16 protein-coding genes are annotated in these 17,019 nt (G+C 67.6%); 5 read left to right on the top strand and 11 right to left on the bottom strand.

The window, feature by feature from the left end:
- Positions 1–357 precede the first annotated feature (357 nt).
- On the bottom strand, positions 358–1,080 hold the full coding sequence (locus tag U8D42_RS04870; protein ID WP_322859040.1) for a glycoside hydrolase domain-containing protein: 723 nt from the start codon (positions 1,078–1,080) through the stop codon (positions 358–360).
- A gap of 60 nt (positions 1,081–1,140) precedes the next feature.
- Positions 1,141–2,055 (bottom strand): MerR family transcriptional regulator, encoded by a 915-nt coding sequence (locus U8D42_RS04865; protein WP_322859041.1) that lies wholly within the window; start codon positions 2,053–2,055, stop codon positions 1,141–1,143.
- A gap of 40 nt (positions 2,056–2,095) precedes the next feature.
- On the opposite strand from U8D42_RS04865, the gene U8D42_RS04860 reads away from it, so the two are divergent.
- The gene (locus U8D42_RS04860) at positions 2,096–3,247 is read left to right on the top strand and encodes an aromatic ring-hydroxylating oxygenase subunit alpha (RefSeq protein ID WP_322859042.1); all 1,152 of its coding nucleotides are present in this window, start codon (positions 2,096–2,098) and stop codon (positions 3,245–3,247) included.
- Here the strand turns inward: U8D42_RS04860 and U8D42_RS04855 are convergent.
- Positions 3,230–4,591 carry a lipocalin-like domain-containing protein gene (locus tag U8D42_RS04855; RefSeq protein WP_322859043.1) on the bottom strand — a complete coding sequence of 454 codons (1,362 nt, stop codon included), beginning with the start codon at positions 4,589–4,591 and terminating at the stop codon, positions 3,230–3,232. The two genes, U8D42_RS04860 and U8D42_RS04855, sit on opposite strands and share 18 nt — an antisense overlap.
- A gap of 91 nt (positions 4,592–4,682) precedes the next feature.
- On the opposite strand from U8D42_RS04855, the gene U8D42_RS04850 reads away from it, so the two are divergent.
- Complete coding sequence (locus tag U8D42_RS04850; protein WP_322859044.1) at positions 4,683–6,149, top strand: aldehyde dehydrogenase; 1,467 nt, start codon at positions 4,683–4,685, stop codon at positions 6,147–6,149.
- 88 nt (positions 6,150–6,237) lie between these two features.
- Here U8D42_RS04850 and U8D42_RS04845 read toward each other — a convergent pair whose 3' ends face one another.
- From U8D42_RS04845 to U8D42_RS04825, 5 genes are all read right to left on the bottom strand, one after another.
- The gene (locus U8D42_RS04845) at positions 6,238–6,699 is read right to left on the bottom strand and encodes a MaoC family dehydratase (RefSeq protein ID WP_085239111.1); all 462 of its coding nucleotides are present in this window, start codon (positions 6,697–6,699) and stop codon (positions 6,238–6,240) included.
- The gene (locus U8D42_RS04840; RefSeq protein WP_208859392.1) at positions 6,696–7,169 is read right to left on the bottom strand and encodes a MaoC family dehydratase; all 474 of its coding nucleotides are present in this window, start codon (positions 7,167–7,169) and stop codon (positions 6,696–6,698) included. Before U8D42_RS04840 ends, U8D42_RS04845 begins: the two co-directional genes overlap by 4 nt.
- 62 nt (positions 7,170–7,231) lie before the next feature.
- Positions 7,232–7,657, bottom strand: coding sequence for a nuclear transport factor 2 family protein (locus U8D42_RS04835; RefSeq protein WP_085239112.1), 426 nt, complete (start codon positions 7,655–7,657; stop codon positions 7,232–7,234).
- Positions 7,658–7,752: 95 nt separating this feature from the next.
- Positions 7,753–9,339, bottom strand: a complete 1,587-nt coding sequence (locus U8D42_RS04830) for an AMP-binding protein (RefSeq protein ID WP_322859045.1) — start codon at positions 9,337–9,339, stop codon at positions 7,753–7,755.
- 20 nt (positions 9,340–9,359) lie between these two features.
- Positions 9,360–10,487, bottom strand: coding sequence for an aromatic ring-hydroxylating oxygenase subunit alpha (locus U8D42_RS04825; RefSeq protein ID WP_090420820.1), 1,128 nt, complete (start codon positions 10,485–10,487; stop codon positions 9,360–9,362).
- 152 nt (positions 10,488–10,639) lie between these two features.
- Between U8D42_RS04825 and U8D42_RS04820 the strand changes: the two genes are divergently transcribed.
- A complete protein-coding gene (locus U8D42_RS04820; protein ID WP_322859046.1) occupies positions 10,640–11,875 on the top strand; it encodes a cytochrome P450 in 1,236 nt (411 codons plus the stop codon).
- Here the strand turns inward: U8D42_RS04820 and U8D42_RS04815 are convergent.
- Together U8D42_RS04815 and U8D42_RS04810 are read right to left on the bottom strand one after the other, a co-directional pair.
- Positions 11,872–12,063: a ferredoxin gene (locus tag U8D42_RS04815; RefSeq protein ID WP_067947112.1), complete on the bottom strand. Its 192-nt coding sequence runs from the start codon at positions 12,061–12,063 to the stop codon at positions 11,872–11,874. The two genes, U8D42_RS04820 and U8D42_RS04815, sit on opposite strands and share 4 nt — an antisense overlap.
- 17 nt (positions 12,064–12,080) lie before the next feature.
- Positions 12,081–14,465, bottom strand: coding sequence for a CaiB/BaiF CoA-transferase family protein (locus tag U8D42_RS04810; RefSeq protein ID WP_322859047.1), 2,385 nt, complete (start codon positions 14,463–14,465; stop codon positions 12,081–12,083).
- Between the two features lie 99 nt (positions 14,466–14,564).
- Here U8D42_RS04810 and U8D42_RS04805 point away from each other — a divergent pair, with 99 nt between their 5' ends.
- Positions 14,565–15,386 carry a FadR/GntR family transcriptional regulator gene (locus U8D42_RS04805; RefSeq protein ID WP_085239118.1) on the top strand — a complete coding sequence of 274 codons (822 nt, stop codon included), beginning with the start codon at positions 14,565–14,567 and terminating at the stop codon, positions 15,384–15,386.
- Between the two features lie 10 nt (positions 15,387–15,396).
- Positions 15,397–16,116, top strand: coding sequence for an SDR family oxidoreductase (locus U8D42_RS04800; protein WP_322859048.1), 720 nt, complete (start codon positions 15,397–15,399; stop codon positions 16,114–16,116).
- On the opposite strand, the gene U8D42_RS04795 is transcribed toward U8D42_RS04800, so the two are convergent.
- Complete coding sequence (locus U8D42_RS04795) at positions 16,079–16,951, bottom strand: LLM class flavin-dependent oxidoreductase (RefSeq protein ID WP_322859049.1); 873 nt, start codon at positions 16,949–16,951, stop codon at positions 16,079–16,081. The genes U8D42_RS04800 and U8D42_RS04795 overlap by 38 nt on opposite strands.
- Positions 16,952–17,019: the final 68 nt, after the last annotated feature.

The following is a 17,019-nucleotide window of genomic DNA, read 5'->3' as shown; positions in this document are numbered from 1 at the left end:
ACTAAGAGTGTCATAAGGACCGACCCCCGTTTTTCGTGGTGATCGGTTACTGATGAGTTCTACGCACGGGTAACCGTGTCGTGGGTAACACCGGGTTGAATTGGCGGCGCGGGCGCGGCGAACAAACCTGCTGCATGCAGGTGGTTACGGTCGAGTAGCTATAACTGCGCTGATCAAAGCAGTTTTGTTATGTAATCGTTATGTAAAAATTTCGAGCCGCGAAGCCGCGTCCGACCCGCCCGCGCCGCGTCGCCGCGGGGGCGATCGCGCCCGCCGCCGCGGAGAATGAGCGAACGAGTGTTTGCTGGGATCTCTAAGAGACGCGGGCGAGCGACGCGCGGTGAACGAGCCGCCGGGCTACGCCCATTGCCCGAATTGCGGCTTGAGGATCTCGTTGATGTCCACCCCGACCCCGCCGACGCTGCGTTTGTCGATCTCGACCTGATGCAGATGGGCGGCCGGGTGGGTGAACCCCTTGGGCGATCCCCAGTTGTGCTGCCAGAAGTAAGACCCCAAACCGTCGTGCAGCGCCCAGTCGATGGTCTTCGAATTGGCGTACACACCTGTGCGCTGATGACCGATCACCGACTCCCAGGACCGCAGGTAGGGCACGATCTGCTGTTTGTACTGGTCATAGGACGGGTCGTCGTCGATCGAGGCGTAAATCGGCGCGCTGGCGGGCCCGCCCGCGGCGGCGTGCAGTTGCATGCCGCGCTGCGCGTGCTGGATTCCGGCATTGGCCCCGCCCAGCCAGTCGGCGGTGTTGCCCTTGCCGTACTGGTAGCAGGAGACGATTTTCAGCCCATTGCTGTTGAGGTCACGCGCCTCGGCGACCTGGATCGGCTTGCCCAGCATCCAGTTGCCCCCGGGACGCCGGTCGGAGACATACCTGATCGAGCCCACGGCGCCGGCGGCCCGGATCTGGCTGGCGGGGATGACGCCGGCCGCATAGTCGAGCAGGGTGCCCAGCGACGCCGACGCGGGCGCCGGGCGCAGCGCCGCACCCGCGACACCCAGGCCCACCAAGGCAGGGCCCGCGGCCGCCCATTTGAGTACGTCGCGTCGCGAAACCGATGACACAAGCGACAGAGTACGACAGGAACCCCATCCGACTCGTTGACCACACTGGTCACATCTGCATCACAGTGCCGCATCGCCGGTTTGGCTCGGCCTCGCCGCGGGCAGCACGATGACACTCACGGCCTCCAGGCTCCGGTGAGCGGTCTGACGGGCGATCTCGTCGAGGAAGTGCGCGGCCGCCGGGTTGATGGATCCCGCCCAGGCCCGGAATCCCTGCACGATCACCGGGTCACGTTCCAGCGACGGCCGCACCGCGCGAAGCACGCCGACGACGTCGTCGGGCAGGGGATCGGTGAGCTGCCGATCGACCCAGCTGCGGGCAAGCTCCGTCGCGGCCACCCGATCGTCACCCAACCCGATCACGTCGCCGGCCAGGTTGCGCAACCGGTCGAACAGCACCCGGCGTCCCGGCGTCTCGGCCAGTTGTGCCAGCAGGGTGCTGGCCGCCGGCGGCAGGACCATCTGCCCGAACAGCGCCGGAACGGGCAGGTCCCACTCGTCGAACAGGTCGGCGTACATGGCGGCGATGGGCGCGGACAGCGGCGCGCTGAGCCGCCCGATGACGCCGATGCTGTCGCGGTGCGTCGTCGCCAGCGTGCGCAGGATGTCCTCGTTGACGTCGGCGTCCGGGCAGTCGGTGGCGGCGCGGGATGCGACGCGGGATCGGTCGATGGCCGCGATCAACTGATCCAGCCGGTCGCGCTGACGCAGCAGCAGGGTCCGGTGCTCGTCGAGCACGCCCGCAAGCGAGGCACGCCCACCGGCGACCAAGCGCTGGATGTCGTTGATGCTGACGCCGAGACTTCGCATCAGGTCGATGCGCAGCAGGTCGAGCACCTGCTCCACGCCGAAGACCCGGTAGCCGTTGGACAGGTGCTCGGCACGCAGCAACCCGACCTTTTCGTAGTGGCGGATGCGACCGGAAGCGATCCCGGTCAGGGCCGTGACGTCGCCGATCAGCAACCGGTCAGGCACTCCTTGACCTTACAACTGTCGCAAGGTCTGTACTGGGCAGATGGAACGCGACCAACTCATCGACCTCACGCGCCGCGCCCTGAAGCTGGCGCGCGACAAGACCACCGATCTCGCCCCGGACGTACACCGGGTCGAGGCACAGGCCTACACGTCGGCCGAGCGCCACGAGCGGGAGCGGGCGATGGTGATGGCCGGCCCGCAATTGGTCGGCTACGTCTCGGAGCTGCCCGGCCCGGGCGCTTACTGCACGAAGACGGTGATGGGGCGGTCGATCCTGTTGACCCGCACCGCCGATGGATCGGTCAAAGCGTTCGATAACGTCTGCCTGCACCGGCAGTCGCAGGTGGCGACGGGTTGCGGCACCGCGAAGCGGTTCACGTGCCCGTATCACGCGTGGACCTACGACAACGACGGGCGGCTGGTCGGCCTGCCGGGCCGTGAGGGTTTTGCGGACGTGACCGTGAGGGCCGACGGCCTGACCGAACTTCCGGCCGCCGAGTTCGCCGGATTCCTCTGGGTCGCACTGCAACCCGGCGCAGCGCTGGACATCGCCGCGCACCTCGGCCCCCTGGCCGACGAGCTCGATTCGTGGGGCATCGGGCGGTGGTCGCCGCTGGGCGAGAAGGTGCTCGACTGTCCGATCAATTGGAAGCTGGCGGTCGACACCTTCTCGGAGAACTACCATTTCGCCACCGTGCACCGGCAGACCTTCGCCACCATCGCCCGCAGCAATTGCACGGTTTTCGACGCGTTCGGACCGCACCACCGGTTGATCTTCCCGCTCAACGCGATCCTGGAGCTCGACGGAGTCCCCGAAGAGCAGTGGAATCCGTTCCAGAACATGGTCGTGATCTACGCGCTGTTTCCCAACATCGTGCTGTCGGTGACCATCGCCAACGGCGAACTGTTCCGGATCTACCCCGGCGACCGGCCGGGAAGATCGATCACCGTGCACCAGAATTCCACCCCGCTGGACCTTTCCGACGAATCGGTGGCCGCGGGCGCGCAAGCGGTGTTCGACTACGCGCATGCCACGGTGCGCGACGAGGATTACCGGCTGGTCGAAAGCCTGCAGGCCAACCTCGAGTCCGGCGCCAGGGACCACCTGCTGTTCGGCCGCAACGAACCCGGGCTGCAGCATCGCCACAACTCCTGGGCGCGGGCGCTAGCCGGGTCAGCCGTCCTGGCGTGACCCCTCGGCGGACAGCACCGCCACGAGGTCGTCCAACAGCGTTGCCAGCGAGTCACTTTGAGCGGGGCGCACCGTGGTCAACAGCCCGACCGCTTCGCTGCGACGGCCGCGGGCCAGCAGCTGCACCAGCAGAGCCGCGGCCATCTGCATGTCCCGGTCGGCGGGCTCCATGTTCGCGACGGTGGTGGCGAGCACCTCGACCAGCTCCCAGTCGCGGTACAGGGCCAGGGAGCGTTCGTTGAAGGCGAAGCCGGTCACGGGCTTACCCCAGAGGGTTCCGCGGTAGCGGTATGGGCCCTCCATGTATTCGATGGGCAGCCCGTGCGCGGGAGCGGGCACCAGCGGCTCTCCGACGATGTCGAGCTGCATGGTGCGGCTGGTGATCCGATGGCGGTCCGGCATGTAGCGGGCCGCGGCGTGCGGCCGCACCAGCGGTTGCACCGCGTCCGGCCACCGCACGTAGCTGCTGATCTCCACCTCGACGTCCTCGGCGCATTCCGGCGGCACGGTCGGATCGGGATGACTCATCGTCACCCCCGTAAACGGCTGCAGCGCATTGCGGTTGGTGCGGTCGAACTGCCGCCAGATGCTCACGTCCACGCCGTTGTCGAAGTTGATGGTGCGCCATTCGTGGGATCGGGCCCGCGGGTCTCCCCCGGTCCCACCGCCGCCGGCGTACTTCGGGAACCACTGCCGGTCGATATGGCCGCTGTTGCCGGAAACCTGGTGGACCACACCGCCCCAGCGCAGGGTGCCCGTCATCGCCATCCCCGTCTGGAAATACGAATAGGTCTCCGTCTGGCCGAAGCAGCAGATCTTTCCGTTGTATGTCGACGCACCCACCGGCGTCGGTGCGCGCGTTGGGGTTACGGCCAGGTCGAGCCGCATGGGCCGCCCCGACTGGTCCTCGCCGACCAGGCTGACGCGATAGGTGTAGGGCAGCAATCCACCTTCGTTGTCGCGGCAGGTGGTCCAGGACGCGGTGCCCGCCCCGCTGGCGTAGTGGATGTCGAGATGCCCCGCCGCCAGGGTCAGCTTGCGCCGCGCTCCGGGCTCCAGATTGGCCGGCGGCATGTCGTAATCGGTGTAGGTGCCGTAATCGCCGGAATCCAGATCGAACAGCGCCATCGTGTAGAAGTCGGCGACCACGGCGCCGCCGGGCCGGTTCTTGTTGAAGATGGTCAGGAAGGCGAAAGACCGGTCGGCCTCGGCGGCATCCAGCTGCCCGGCGATGAACCAGGTATCCGACTCCTGGTCCGGGTGGTCGCCTTCGGCGGCGGGGAAGTCCAGCTGGCTGTCGCCGGGCACCAACTGGAAGGGGTAACTGCGCCAATCGCTGGTCATATGGGCCTCGCTGCCTTTTTTCGCTATGTTAGCGTCAATAGCGAAATCCCGGTCCCTGTCGCATTGCGCCCGACCCTCGAGGAGGTGCCGGATGACAGAAAACGCCGGCCACCGGTCCTACAACGAACTCTTCATCGGGGGGCACTGGCGCAAGCCCGCCAACCCCCAGCAGCTCGCGGTGATCTCCCCACACTCCGAAGAACCGGTCGGCCACGTCCAGGTGGCCGGGCCCGAGGACGTCGATGCCGCCGCCGCCGCCGCGCGACACGCGTTCGACCACGGCCCATGGCCGCGGATGACCCACGCCGAGCGGATGGCCAAGATCGAACAGCTCGCCACCATCTACGCCGGCCACATCGAGGACATGGCCGACCTGATCACCGACGAAATGGGCTCACCGCGCAGTTTCAGCCGGCTGGGCCAGTCGGCGGCCGCGGCGTCGTTGATGCATCTGGCGCTGGCCGCCGCGCGCGACTTTCCGTGGCAGGAAAGGCGCCAGGGCGTGCTCGGCGAAGTGCACCTGCGCAGGGCCCCGGTGGGGGTGGTCGGCGCGATCGTGCCATGGAACGTCCCGCAGTTCCTGATCATGCCCAAACTGATCCCGGCATTGATCGCGGGGTGCACCGTCATCATCAAGCCCGCGCCTGAAACCCCTTTGGACGCTTTGTGGTTGGCGGAAATGATCGAGCAGCTCGACCTGCCCGACGGGGTCGTCTCGGTGCTGCCCGGCGGACCCGATATCGGCGAGGCGCTGGTGCGGCATCCGAGCGTGGACAAGATCGCGTTCACCGGATCCAGCGCCGTCGGGCGCCGCATCGCCGCCCTGTGCGGCGAACAACTCAAGCGGGTGAGCCTGGAATTGGGTGGCAAGTCCGCGGCGATCATCCTCGACGACGCCGACATCGGCAAGACGGTGGCCGGATTGAAAACCGCCGGCCTGATGAACAACGGTCAGGCCTGCGTCGCGCAGACCCGGATCCTGGTCAGCGACCGCCGGCACGACGAGGTCGTCGACGCGCTTGCCGACATGATGTCGGCCCTCAACGTCGGCGATCCGGCCGACGACGCCACCGACATCGGACCCCTTGTCGCACAACGCCAACAGCGCCGCGTCCAGGACTACATCAAGTCCGGGCAGGCCGAAGGGGCCCGCGTCGTCCTCGGCGGCCAGGACAGCCCGGCGCCGCGCGGCTGGTACGTGCAGCCAACGTTGTTCGCCGACGCCACCAACGACATGCGCATCGCGCGGGAGGAGATCTTCGGTCCGGTCTTGACCGTGCTGCGCTACCGCGACGAGGACGACGCGATCCGGATCGCCAACGAGAGCGACTACGGTCTGGCCGGTTCGGTGTGGACCTCCGACATCGCGCACGGCTTGGAAATCGCGGCGGGGGTGCGCACCGGGACGTACGGCATCAACATGTACACCCTCGACATCGGCGCCCCGTTCGGCGGCTTCAAGCAGTCGGGCATCGGGCGCGAATTCGGCCCCGAGGGCCTGCACGAGTACGTCGAACTCCAGACGCTGGTATGCAAAGGGCAACTGCCGCCGCTATAAACGCTGTCGGTGACGCATGTCATCAGGGGGCATGCGGCGATTCCCCGTTGCGATAGCACCGGCGATATCGGCCGGCAGTTCCCCTACGTCAATCCGTCGCCGCTGCGCCGACTTCGGGCACCTGCAGAGTGAGCTCGACCGGGCAGCACAGCGCGCCATGCTGATTTGTCACTTGGATCTCGATGTCGACGAGGCAGCGCGGTGGGTGCACCGACGTGTCGCGCCGTTTGGCCACCGCGCGGCCCCGGCCGATCATGGTGTCGCCGGCATAGATCGAGCCCATCAGCCTCAGGGATCGGCGCACCACGCGGCTGCTCGGCCCCGCCCAGTCGGTCGCGACGCGGTCCGCGAAGCCGGCGAGATGCATCGTGTTGACGTAGATGGTCGGATTACCTTGGCGCCGCGCGTATTCAGGATCGAAGTGCCCCGGAAAGTAGTCCCAGGTCGCACCCGCGTTCTCCACCACTCGCTGGTAGCTGATGTGGTCGACCAGCTCCGGCAGCTCGACCGGCACGGTGATCTCGTCGAAGTCGAGATCGTCGCCGGTCACGGGGACGCCCCAGGTGTGAAACGAAACAGGGTGTTCCGGCACGTGGCGACCACCGTCCCGTCCTGGCGCCGGTAGGTCTCCAGCGTCTCGACGAAATGGCCGACACCCAGCCGGGTCCGCTTCTCCGGTGACACCGACACCAGCTCCTCGACGACGGCGAGCAGATCGCCTTCGACGATGGGGTGCAGAAACTCGACATCGTTGGCCGCGTTGATGAACGTGGTGCCAGGCAGCGGCACCCGCAGCACCAGGGACGCCGCCGGCGGCCTGCCCTGCGGCTCCCAGGGCGGAGGGATCAACCAGCCCATCAGCAGGGCCGGGGGCGCTAGCAGCCCTCCCCATTTCCGGCGGGCGAACTCGGCGTCCCAGTAAGAGCGATTGCGGTCGTGGACCATGGCGGCGAACAACTGGATGCGCGCGCCGCTGACCGCCGTGGCCGCGACGCGCGGCTCGCTCGTCGCGCCGACCATTCGCAGCGCATCTTCGTAGGTGCCGAAGGCCAGCTGGTAACTGAGATCCGGGTCCACGCCGCTCACATAACGAGCGGATGCCGACTGGGCACCGAATCCCATTGCAGCTGGCGCGAAGTGAAGTACCAGCCGCCGCGCTCGTAGACCAGGGCATCCTTGAACACCCCGGTCGCGCGCAGGGTGGTGTCGCCGTACATGCTGGCGAATAGCAGGACAACACAACGCCCTACGGCGTTGACTCCGTCGATGCGGATCTCGTGATCGACCGTCACCAACCGCTGACCGTCGCCGCCGTCGAAAGCGGCGCGCAGATCGTCGAAGGTATCGCCGTCGCGGGTGTAGGTGGCCCCGGAGTGACGGAAGGTGGCGATCCAGCGGTCCCGGTCGCCCTTGGAATATGCCCGGTTGTGCCGGGCGTTCAAATCCAGGATGGCAGCGCGGGCGGCGGCGGCCAGGAGCATTTGCTGTTCCTGATAGGACATCGTCATTTTGGTCTCCAGCCTCTCCCGGAAAACGACTGCCAACGAGCGGACGGATGTAACGCTAAAGTAACTTGCCGACGACTACGTAACATTAACGTAACTTACCGGCTAACGATATAGCCCTGAGCTTCACGATCCCACGCCTCTCGAGTCACCCCCCGCACACGCAACAGGTCTTTGCGTACCCGCCCGATGACGTTCTTGGGAAGTTCGCTGACGATCTCCACGAAGCGCGGCACGCAGAAGTACGGCATCCGGGCCGCGCAGAAGTCGAGCAGCTCCGGGTAGTCCAATGTGGCCCCCGGCCGCAACGTGACGGCCACCAGGATGTCGTCTTCACCCAACGGGCTGGGCACCCCGACGGCGGCGGCTTCGGCCACGGCGGGATGTTGCATGACAACGGTTTCCACTTCCACCGAGGAAACGTTTTCACCGCGCCGGCGCAGCGAATCCTTCCTGCGGTCGACGTACGTCAGGTTGTCCTCGCTGTCGAACCGGCCGAGATCGCCCGTGCGAAACCATTCCGGGTGGGGAATCACCTGCAAGCCCGGGCCGACATAGCCGTCGCTCATCACGTGCGGGTGCCGGGGCCGGCAGGCGATCTCCCCCACCGCGCCGACGGGCACCGGCTCGCCGCTCTCGTCGACGATGCGCACGTCGAAATGCGGATTCGGCCGGCCGGACGTTCCGGGCACGCCGTCGTCGGCCAGGGCCTTGACGGCGATCGGAAACGCCTCGGTCATCCCGTACATCGTGACAATGCGGCAGCCGTAACGCTTTTCGATGTCGCGGTAGTCCTTGGCGCCGATCGGAGCCGCGGAGATGAATCGCAACGGAAGCTGGGCATCGCGCGGATCCGCGGGCAGACTGCGCAGCATCGACACCATCGCGCCCGCACCGGCGAAGCCGACGGCACCGCGGGCGCGTACCTCGTCCCACACCTTGGCGGGATGAAACGCCTCGGCCAGCACGGTCGTCGCGCCGAGCAGCATCGGGGCCAGGACGCTGGGCGCCGCGCTGAGGTGAAACAGCGGCATCGCCGTCCACAGCACCTCCCCCGCACCCAGTTCCCAGGCCGACGCGACCGTCGCGGCCACCGTGAACAGGTAATGCCACGTCGTGGCAACCGCTTTCGACGGCCCGGTGGTACCGGAGGTGTAGAAGAGGCATCCCACGTCCGTCGCCGCGGCGGCAGTGACGGCGAGCGGTGCGCCGGCGTCTCGGCTCAACGTCCATTCGAGTGAGTCCCCCCGGGCCACCACGCTCGGCGCGGCGTCCAACGCGCCGGCCACCTCGTCGAGCCGGGGCCGGCGCTCGGCATCGGTGAGGACGACCTTCGCCTGCGACAGCCGCAGGGCGTTCAGCAGGAAGTCCCCCTTGTTCGCGGCGTTGACGGCGGCGCTCACGGCGCCGAGGCGCGCCGCGCCCAGCCAGAAGTAGACCCATTCCGGGCAAGTGCCGGTGAACAGGGCCACGCCATCCCCGGGCCGAACCCCCAAGTCCGTCAGCATGTTCGCCGCGGCGCACGACCGCTGCCGCATCTGCTCGAAGGTCACGTCGACGCCCGCGATCGACATCATCACGCGGTCGGGATGCTGTTCTGCACGCCGATCGAGCACGGCCGGCACGGTGAAGCCCTCGACACCGAAATCGGCGGGCCCGGGAGGTCCGCTCCGGTCGGGACACATGAGGCCTCCGGCGCTTCCGCTCAGGCTTTCGCGGCCGCCGGGTCCGGCTGACCGTCGGCGGTGTAGCCGAAGTCGGACGGCGAGGGCTGCGCGCCCGGGTAGAAGCGGTGCGCCCACCGGCGCAGGGCGGCATAGTCGTGGGCCTCTTCGGGAGCCAGGTTCGGCTTCTCCAGGTACTTCATGTTCTCCCACGTGAAGAAGTCTTGTTTGATGACTTCCTGTTGCAGCGCCAGGAATTTCGCTGCGCGACCGGTCGGCACGTCGCCCGTGTCGCCGGGCTCGCGGACGGAAGCCTGGGTGTAGAAGTAATCGGTGTAGTCCTCGTCGACCGGCGTCTGCCCCGTGACCTGGACCGTGGCCACCAATTCGCTGGGGAAGCGGACGACCCCCAGTCCCAGCGAGTAGTTGTCGTAGATGATCTTGGCGTCGACCGGCCCGTTGGGGGTCAGCCAGGTCGACGCGCGGCCACCGCCGAAATGCGCGTTGACGGTGGCGTGCAAGTGGTACCCGGACACCTCGAACGACGCGGTGGTCGCCGGATTGGCGGCCTTGTGCACGTATTGCACGTGGTACGGGTCGGCGGCGTTCTCGATGATCATCTGCGGGTGCACCTTCACCCGGTTGAGCATCTGGGTGTGCGGGTGCAACGGGTAGTACTCGTTGGTCTCCAGCTCGGGCAGCACCGGCGGCTGCCAGTACGGCGCGCGGCCGTGCCGCTCGTGCCACGCGAGGATGAAGCCGTACCACTCCATGCTGGGGTAGGTGCGGATGCGGACGTTGTTCTTGCAGCCGATCTTGCTGTAGGGGATCACCGCGTTGCTGCCGTCGCCGCGCCATTGCCAGCCGTGCCAGGGGCAGACGATGTTCTCGCCCTCCACGGTGCCGCCGACGCCAAGGTTGGCGCCCAGGTGCTGGCAATAGGCGTCCATCACGTGCACCCGGCCGGTCTCGGTGCGGAAGATGACCAGCTCTTCACCGAAGTAGTGCGCCCGCTTGACGGCGCCGGCGGCCACCTCGGAGCCGAAGGCCACGATGAACCAGCCCGTCGGGAACCGGTAGCTCGACAGCGCGATGCCGGCCGAACCGAACTCGCGTTCCGAGGGGTCTCCGGCCGAATCCGACGCCGGGTCCGAAATTGTATGCGTCACCAGCTCTCCATATCCCGCCCAGACCAAGGCGAGCCGAGCGCAACCGGGCCGCCCTTCACTCACCAAGGTTCGACGACAAGGTCTATTTTTACTATTTTAAGCATTGAACGTCAACGCGGCGCTAACGCGCCCTGGCAGAACTGGGGTATCGCATGACGGCTGCGGCGGTGGACCTTTCCGACTTCGCCCTGTGGCGCAACGGCTTTCCCGACGAACTGTTCGCGGAGTTACGGAGCAGCCGGCCGATCTTCCGCCACGGCCTGACCCCGGGCGTGGCCCAGACCGTGCACCGTGATTTCTGGGTGGCGACCAAACACCGGCACGCGGTCCGCCTGCACCGCGACACCGAGTCGTTCACCGCGGCCGACGGCCCGCTCATCCAGCCGGTAGCCATGTTCTCGGCGTCCCCGACGATCATCACGATGGACCCGCCGGACCTGAACAAGCGCCGCAAACTCATCTCCAACGCGTTCAATCCGCGGGCGATCGCCAAGTTGGAGGACGGCATCCGGGCGCGTGCGGCGCGAATGATCGATGCGCTGCTCGCCAAGGGCGGCGGGGACTGGATCGAGGACGTCGCCGACGCACTACCGATGACGGTGATCGGCGACATCCTCGGCATCCCGGACGAGGACCGGCCGCGGATATTCGACATCTTCGACCGCATCCTGAAGGTGCTTGCGCCGGAGGCGGGCCCGAGCGGGCGGGCAGAGCTCGACCTCTTCGCATCGGTGTTCAGTTACGCGATGGAGCTGACCGCAGAGAAGCGGCGCAACCCCACCGATGACATTTGGAGCACGCTGGCGACCGCGGTGATCACCGGCGCAGACGGCGAGCAGTTCAGCCTGCCCGCCAACGAACTCGAGTTCTTCTTCTTCGTGCTGGCGTTCGCCGGCAGCGACACCACCAAGAACGCGCTGGCGATCGGGCTGCAGGCGTTCATGGCGAATCCGGACCAGATGGAGCGCTATCGCGAGCAGGAAGCGCTGCGGCCCAGTGCCATCGAGGAGGTGCTGCGCTGGGCCTCACCGGTCGCGTACTGGACGCGCACCGCGAAGATCGATGTGGAGATGGACGGCCAGCACATCGCGCAGGGGGAACGGGTGGTGTCGATGCTGCGATCGGCGAACCGCGACGAGGAGGTCTTCCCCTCACCGTTCACGTTCGACGTCGGCCGTCAACCCAACCCGCACGTCGCCTTCGGGGGCGGCGGGCCGCATCATTGCCTGGGCGCCATGCTGGCCCGCGCGGAGCTCCGCGCGGTCTTCGACGAGTTGCTGTTGCGCTGCGACGACATCGAAATCGGCCCGGCACGGGTGGCTTACCCGAACCTGACCACCAATATGTCGATCTACGACGCGATGCCGATTTCGGTGACCGAGCGCTAGTCGATCAGCCGCAGCGCGGCCTTGGGACACTGATCCACCGCGGCGCGCACGTCGATCTCGAGCCGCGGTGGCACGGGGCCGTCCGCGATCTGCACCACGTCCTCGTCCCCGAGTTCGAAGACGTCCGGCGCCAGCGATTCGCAGAAACCGTTGGCCTCACAAAGGTTTTCGTCGACTGTCACGCGCATCAGATGCCCTCCACTTCTCACAGGCCCTTGGGTCGGGTCCCGATCACCCCACTGGTTGCGAGGCGCGTCAGTTCGTCGTCGGTCAGCCCGCACCGATCGCGCAGTACGTCTTCATTGTGCTCGCCCAATCGCGGCGGTGGCCGCAGCAGCCAGTTGTCCTGGCCGGCCAGCCGGGCGAACGGAGGGCAGGGATAAAGGCCCGCACCGGTGCTGGGGTGGTGCAGGGTCTGCAAGAATCCGCGGTGCCGCAGCTGAGGGTTATCGGTGACCAATGACGGCGAAACCACCGGCGCGGCGGGAATGCCTGCGCCGGCCAATTGCTCCACCGTCGCGTCGAGGGGCAGGTCGGCGAACCACTCCGCCAGCCGGCGATCGACGTCGTCGGCCCTGTGCCGCCGTGCCGCGACGGTGGAGAGCTCCTCGTCGCACCAGGCCGGTCGACCCATCAGCTCGACCAGCGCACGCCACTGCCGATCGTCGCGCACGGTGACCGCGATCCAGTTGTCCTGGCCGGCGCACCGGTAGATGTTCTGGATCGCGTCGCCGTGCCCGCGGTTGCCCCGTCGGGTCAGCGTCACGCCGAAGACCTCGGATTCGATCGCCTGGATCGCGGTGGCGTTCAGCACCGTTTCGAGCATCGGCAACTCGACGAGCTGCCCCGATCCGGTCCGGTCGGCGAAGTTCAGCGCAGCCAGCACGGCGAACGCGGCGTGCACGCCGGCCAGCGGATCACAGGCCCCCCGCGGGGTCACCGGCGGCGCGTCGGGCAGCCCGGTCACCCAGGCCAGTCCGGCGATCTGCTCCATGGTGGGGGCGAATCCGACCCGGTCCCGCCACGGCCCGTCGAGCCCGAACGCGGGCATGCGGGCAACCACGAGTTCGGGGTTGACGTTCAGCAGCATGTCGGCGGTCAGGCCGAAATGGTCCATCACCCGTGGGGAGAAGTTTTCGATGACCACGTCGGCGCCGGCGGCCAGCTCGGTGAACAGGCGGCGCCCGTCTTCGGAGCCCAAATCGAGCGTGACCGAACGCTTGTTGGTGTTCATGGCGTGGAACACCCAGCCGTACTCCCACCAATCGTCGACATCCGTGCGCATGCCACCCGAATAGCGGATCCCATCGGGTCGCTGGATGGATTCCACCTTGACGACGTCGGCGCCGAACGCGGCCAGCAGATGGGTTGCCGCGGGACCGGCCCAGAACGCGGTCAGGTCGACGATGCGCACGCCGGCCAGGGGTAACGTGCGCGGAGCCGGGCCCTCCCCGGGCGTCCTTGGCGGCCAAGGGGTCTCATCGTTGGCCCCGCCGAGAGCGGGGGTTGCCCCGGTCGGCGCTGGCGCGCACGCCGACATCAGCCACGGCGGCCGGGGCTGGTGAAAGCCGGCGGGGTTGCGAACGAAGGCCCCGCGCTGGGTCACGTACTCCATATCCCGGATCGTGGAGCCGTTACCCAGCGCCGCGATGGGCAGCCGGAACAGTTGGCCGAGTTCGACGATCTCCTCGACCGTCCGTTCGGCCAGCCAGGGGCGGATCTGTTCGCGGATCAGGTCGCGGTAGGCCCACCGGCCGATCTGGAACCGCAGCTGCTCGATCTCCTCGAGCTGTGGACATTCGACCATCGCGACGAAGTCCAGCCATTGCTGGCCGGTGACCATGGTGATCCCGACGTAGCCGTCTTTGGCGGGCTCGATCGAGGGCACTTCGAGGGTGCGGCGGATCGGCGGCACCCGCAGCAGCTGGGAGTGCAGCCATTCGCTGCTCTGCATGGCGGTGATCGCCTCCAGCATGGACAGATCCAGGTGCTCACCGGGGCCGCCGCGCTCGACGCGGCGGCGCACGGCCAGCGCCCCGAACGCGGCGTACACGCCGCCCATGTACTCCCCCAGGTCGCCGCCGATGGAGATCGGAGGTCCGGCGGGATCGCCCCGGAAGCCCGGCGAGCCCGCCCACGCCTGCAGCGTGAACTCGCTGGCGGCCCGGTCGGCGTACGGTCCGGTCCACCCGAAGTCGGAGATCGTGACGATGACGGCGCCCGGGGAGGCTGCCAGCAGCCGCTGCGGGTCGACACCCAGGGCCGCCGCCCGGGCCCGACCGGCCGTGACCAGCACGACGTCCGCGGCGGCCAGCAAGGCGGAAAGACGCTTGGAGGCTGCGGGGTGCGTGGTGCTGCGCTTACCGGAGTTGAGGTAGGCGAAAAACGGCGAACTCGCCCCGTCGCCGATCACCGACCCGGTGGCGGAGTACCGCCGGAGCCAATCCCCTTGCCGCGGTTCGACTTTGCATACTTCCGCCCCGGCATCGGCCAGCAGCTTCCCACAGTAGTCGCCGGCTATCCGGTCGCTGATCTCTACGACACGCAGGTCACGCAGCGGTGTGGGCCGGCTTTCGGACCGCTCGCTCACTTGTACCCGCCCTCCCGACCGACGCGCGATCGAAGAAGCTATTTATACCATTACTGCTAAAATAGCTAAGCCAGCGAGTTGCTTTGCATCGAGGATCGGATGACCGCCTTGGGAATTGGGCAGGACGCCCGTCGCCGATTGTCGGCGCCGCGGATCGCAGAAATCGTAGCCGACGAGTTGCGCCGCCAGATCATCAACGGCGAGCTCGCCGACGGCGATCTGTTGCCGCGCCAAGAGGTGCTCGTCGACCAGTTCAACGTGAGCCTGGTTTCGCTGCGCGAAGCGCTGCGGATCCTGGAAACCGAGGGCCTGGTTTCGGTCCGGCGGGGTAACCGCGGCGGGGCCGTCGTGCACGCCCCGGCGAAGACCAGCGCCGCGTACATGCTGGGGTTGTTGTTGCAGAGCGAGTCCGTGGCGGTCGCCGACCTCGGCATGGCGTTGCAGGAACTCGAGCCCGCGTGCGCCGCCCTGGCCGCGCGGCGACCGGACCGGGCGGACACCTTGGTGCCGGAGCTCAACCGGCTCAACGAGTCCATGGCCGAGAACATCGAGGACGGTGGGCTGTTCACCGAAATCGGCCGGGAATTCCACGATCTGGTGGTGCGTGGCTGCGGTAATCACACCATCATCGCGGTGGTCGGCAGCTTGGAGACGCTGTGGACCAGCCACGAACAGCAGTGGGCGGACGAGAGCGCGGCGCGCGGTACCTACCCCTCGTTGGCCCAACGCCGCGCGGTGCTCAGCACGCACGTCAAGCTGACCGAGACCATCGCGGAGGGTGACGTCGACCGGGCGCGCCGCATCGCCGGTCGCCACCTGGCGGACACCCAGACCTACGTGCTCTCCGATCGTTCCGATCAACGGATCCACGCGTTGTCGCCGCAAGCCTTGTCGCGGACGCGGGATTTCCGGCAACCGTAAGCGGCGGCCGTTGAGAACCGCATTGGTCACCGGCGGCAGCGGCGGGATCGGCAAGGGGTGCGGCCGCAAGCTGGTCGAGCTGGGTTACGACGTAGTGCTGGCGGCGCGGCGCGAGGCGCCGTTGCGTGCGGCCGCCGAGGAGATCGGTGCCCGCCACGTCGTGGCCGACGCGTCGGACCCGGAGGAGTTCGCCGCTGCGACAAGCGCATTGGAGACGATCGACCTCGTCGTCCACGCCGCGGGCACGCTGGGCGGAACCTACGCGCGCAAGCAGACGTTCGAACAATGGCGAACCATCATCTCGGCCAACCTGGATTCGTGCTTCGTGGTGACCGCCGCCGCGCTGCCACGGATGCGCCCGGGTTCGCGGTTCGTGTTCATCTCCTCGTCGGCGGCACACGAACCGATGATGGCGCGGACCGCCTACTCCGCATCGAAGGCCGGCATGAACGCATTCGCACGAGCCCTGGCGGCCGAAGTCGACCGCGACGGCATCAGCGTCCACATCGTCACACCCGGCCCGGTGGAAACCGAGATGCTGCAGGACGTTCCTTTCGAGATGTACGCGATTCGGGTCTCGGAAGTGGCGGACGCGGTCGCCTGGCTGGACACCGTCGACCCGTCGGTGGATCTGCCGGAGATCCGGCTGAGCGCGGTGCAGCGCGGGCCGTACGCCCGGCCACCGGTGGTGCCTACGGAGGCCCGTCGCCGGCGGCGGGGAACGTCTTGATCACCGTCTCGCCGAATTCCTGCAGGGAATCGGGGACGGCGAAGTCGGCGAACCACACGTAGAACCGCTCGACCCGCTGGGCGGCCAGGCCGGTGAAGTGTGCGATCAGCTCGCCGGCGTCGCCGCACACCAGCCCCGACCCGAGGTTGCCGAATCGCCGCGCGCTGACCTCGCGCACCTTGTCCGGGTCGCCGCCCGCCCGGACAAACCCGACCATCTGCTGGACCGACACCCGGGCCGTCCCCGCGGCGGGCGCCAGCTTGGGCAACTTGTCGAGGTGGTTGGCCGGCACGTTCCACCAATCCGCGTGCCTGCGAACGAGTTCCATCATCCTGGGCCCGGTGCCGCCCAGGACCAGCGGTATCGGATGCGACCGCCGGGGGGCTTGCGGAACGGGACCGCCCTGCGGATCGTCGCCCCAGTACCGTCTGATCAAGTCGAGGTGGTGCCCGAGTTGCTCCACCCTGGCCACCGGATCCTGCTGGCCCACCTCGAATCTGGCGAATTCCGCGGGCCAGGACCCCGCGCCCAGACCCAGCTCGAATCTGCCCTGCGATACGTCCGACAGGGTGACGGCTTGCTTGGCCAGCACGGCGGGGTGGCGGAATGCGTCGCACAGCACCAGGTGTCCGATCCGCAGCCGCTCGGTTTTGGCAGCCACCCAGCCGGCGATGCCCATTGCCTCCCAGATGCTTTCGTCGGGCAGACCGGGCGCCTCGAGGTGGTCGATGAACGCGATGCCGTCGAAGCCACTGGCCTCGGCGCGGCGCGCCCGTTCCACGATGTCGGCCGTCGACAGCCGCACCTGCGGCAGGAACAAATACCACTCGACCATGCACCCACCTATGCGTATGTTGCCGTGCGATTGCCAACCGGGCCGCTAGTTTACTATTTTTATTATGT

Source organism: Mycobacterium europaeum (assembly GCF_034555895.2).
GTDB classification, from domain to species: Bacteria; Actinomycetota; Actinomycetes; order Mycobacteriales; family Mycobacteriaceae; genus Mycobacterium; species Mycobacterium europaeum.
Note: the sequence above shows the minus strand (reverse complement) of the source record. Positions and strands in the feature narration are given on the sequence as shown.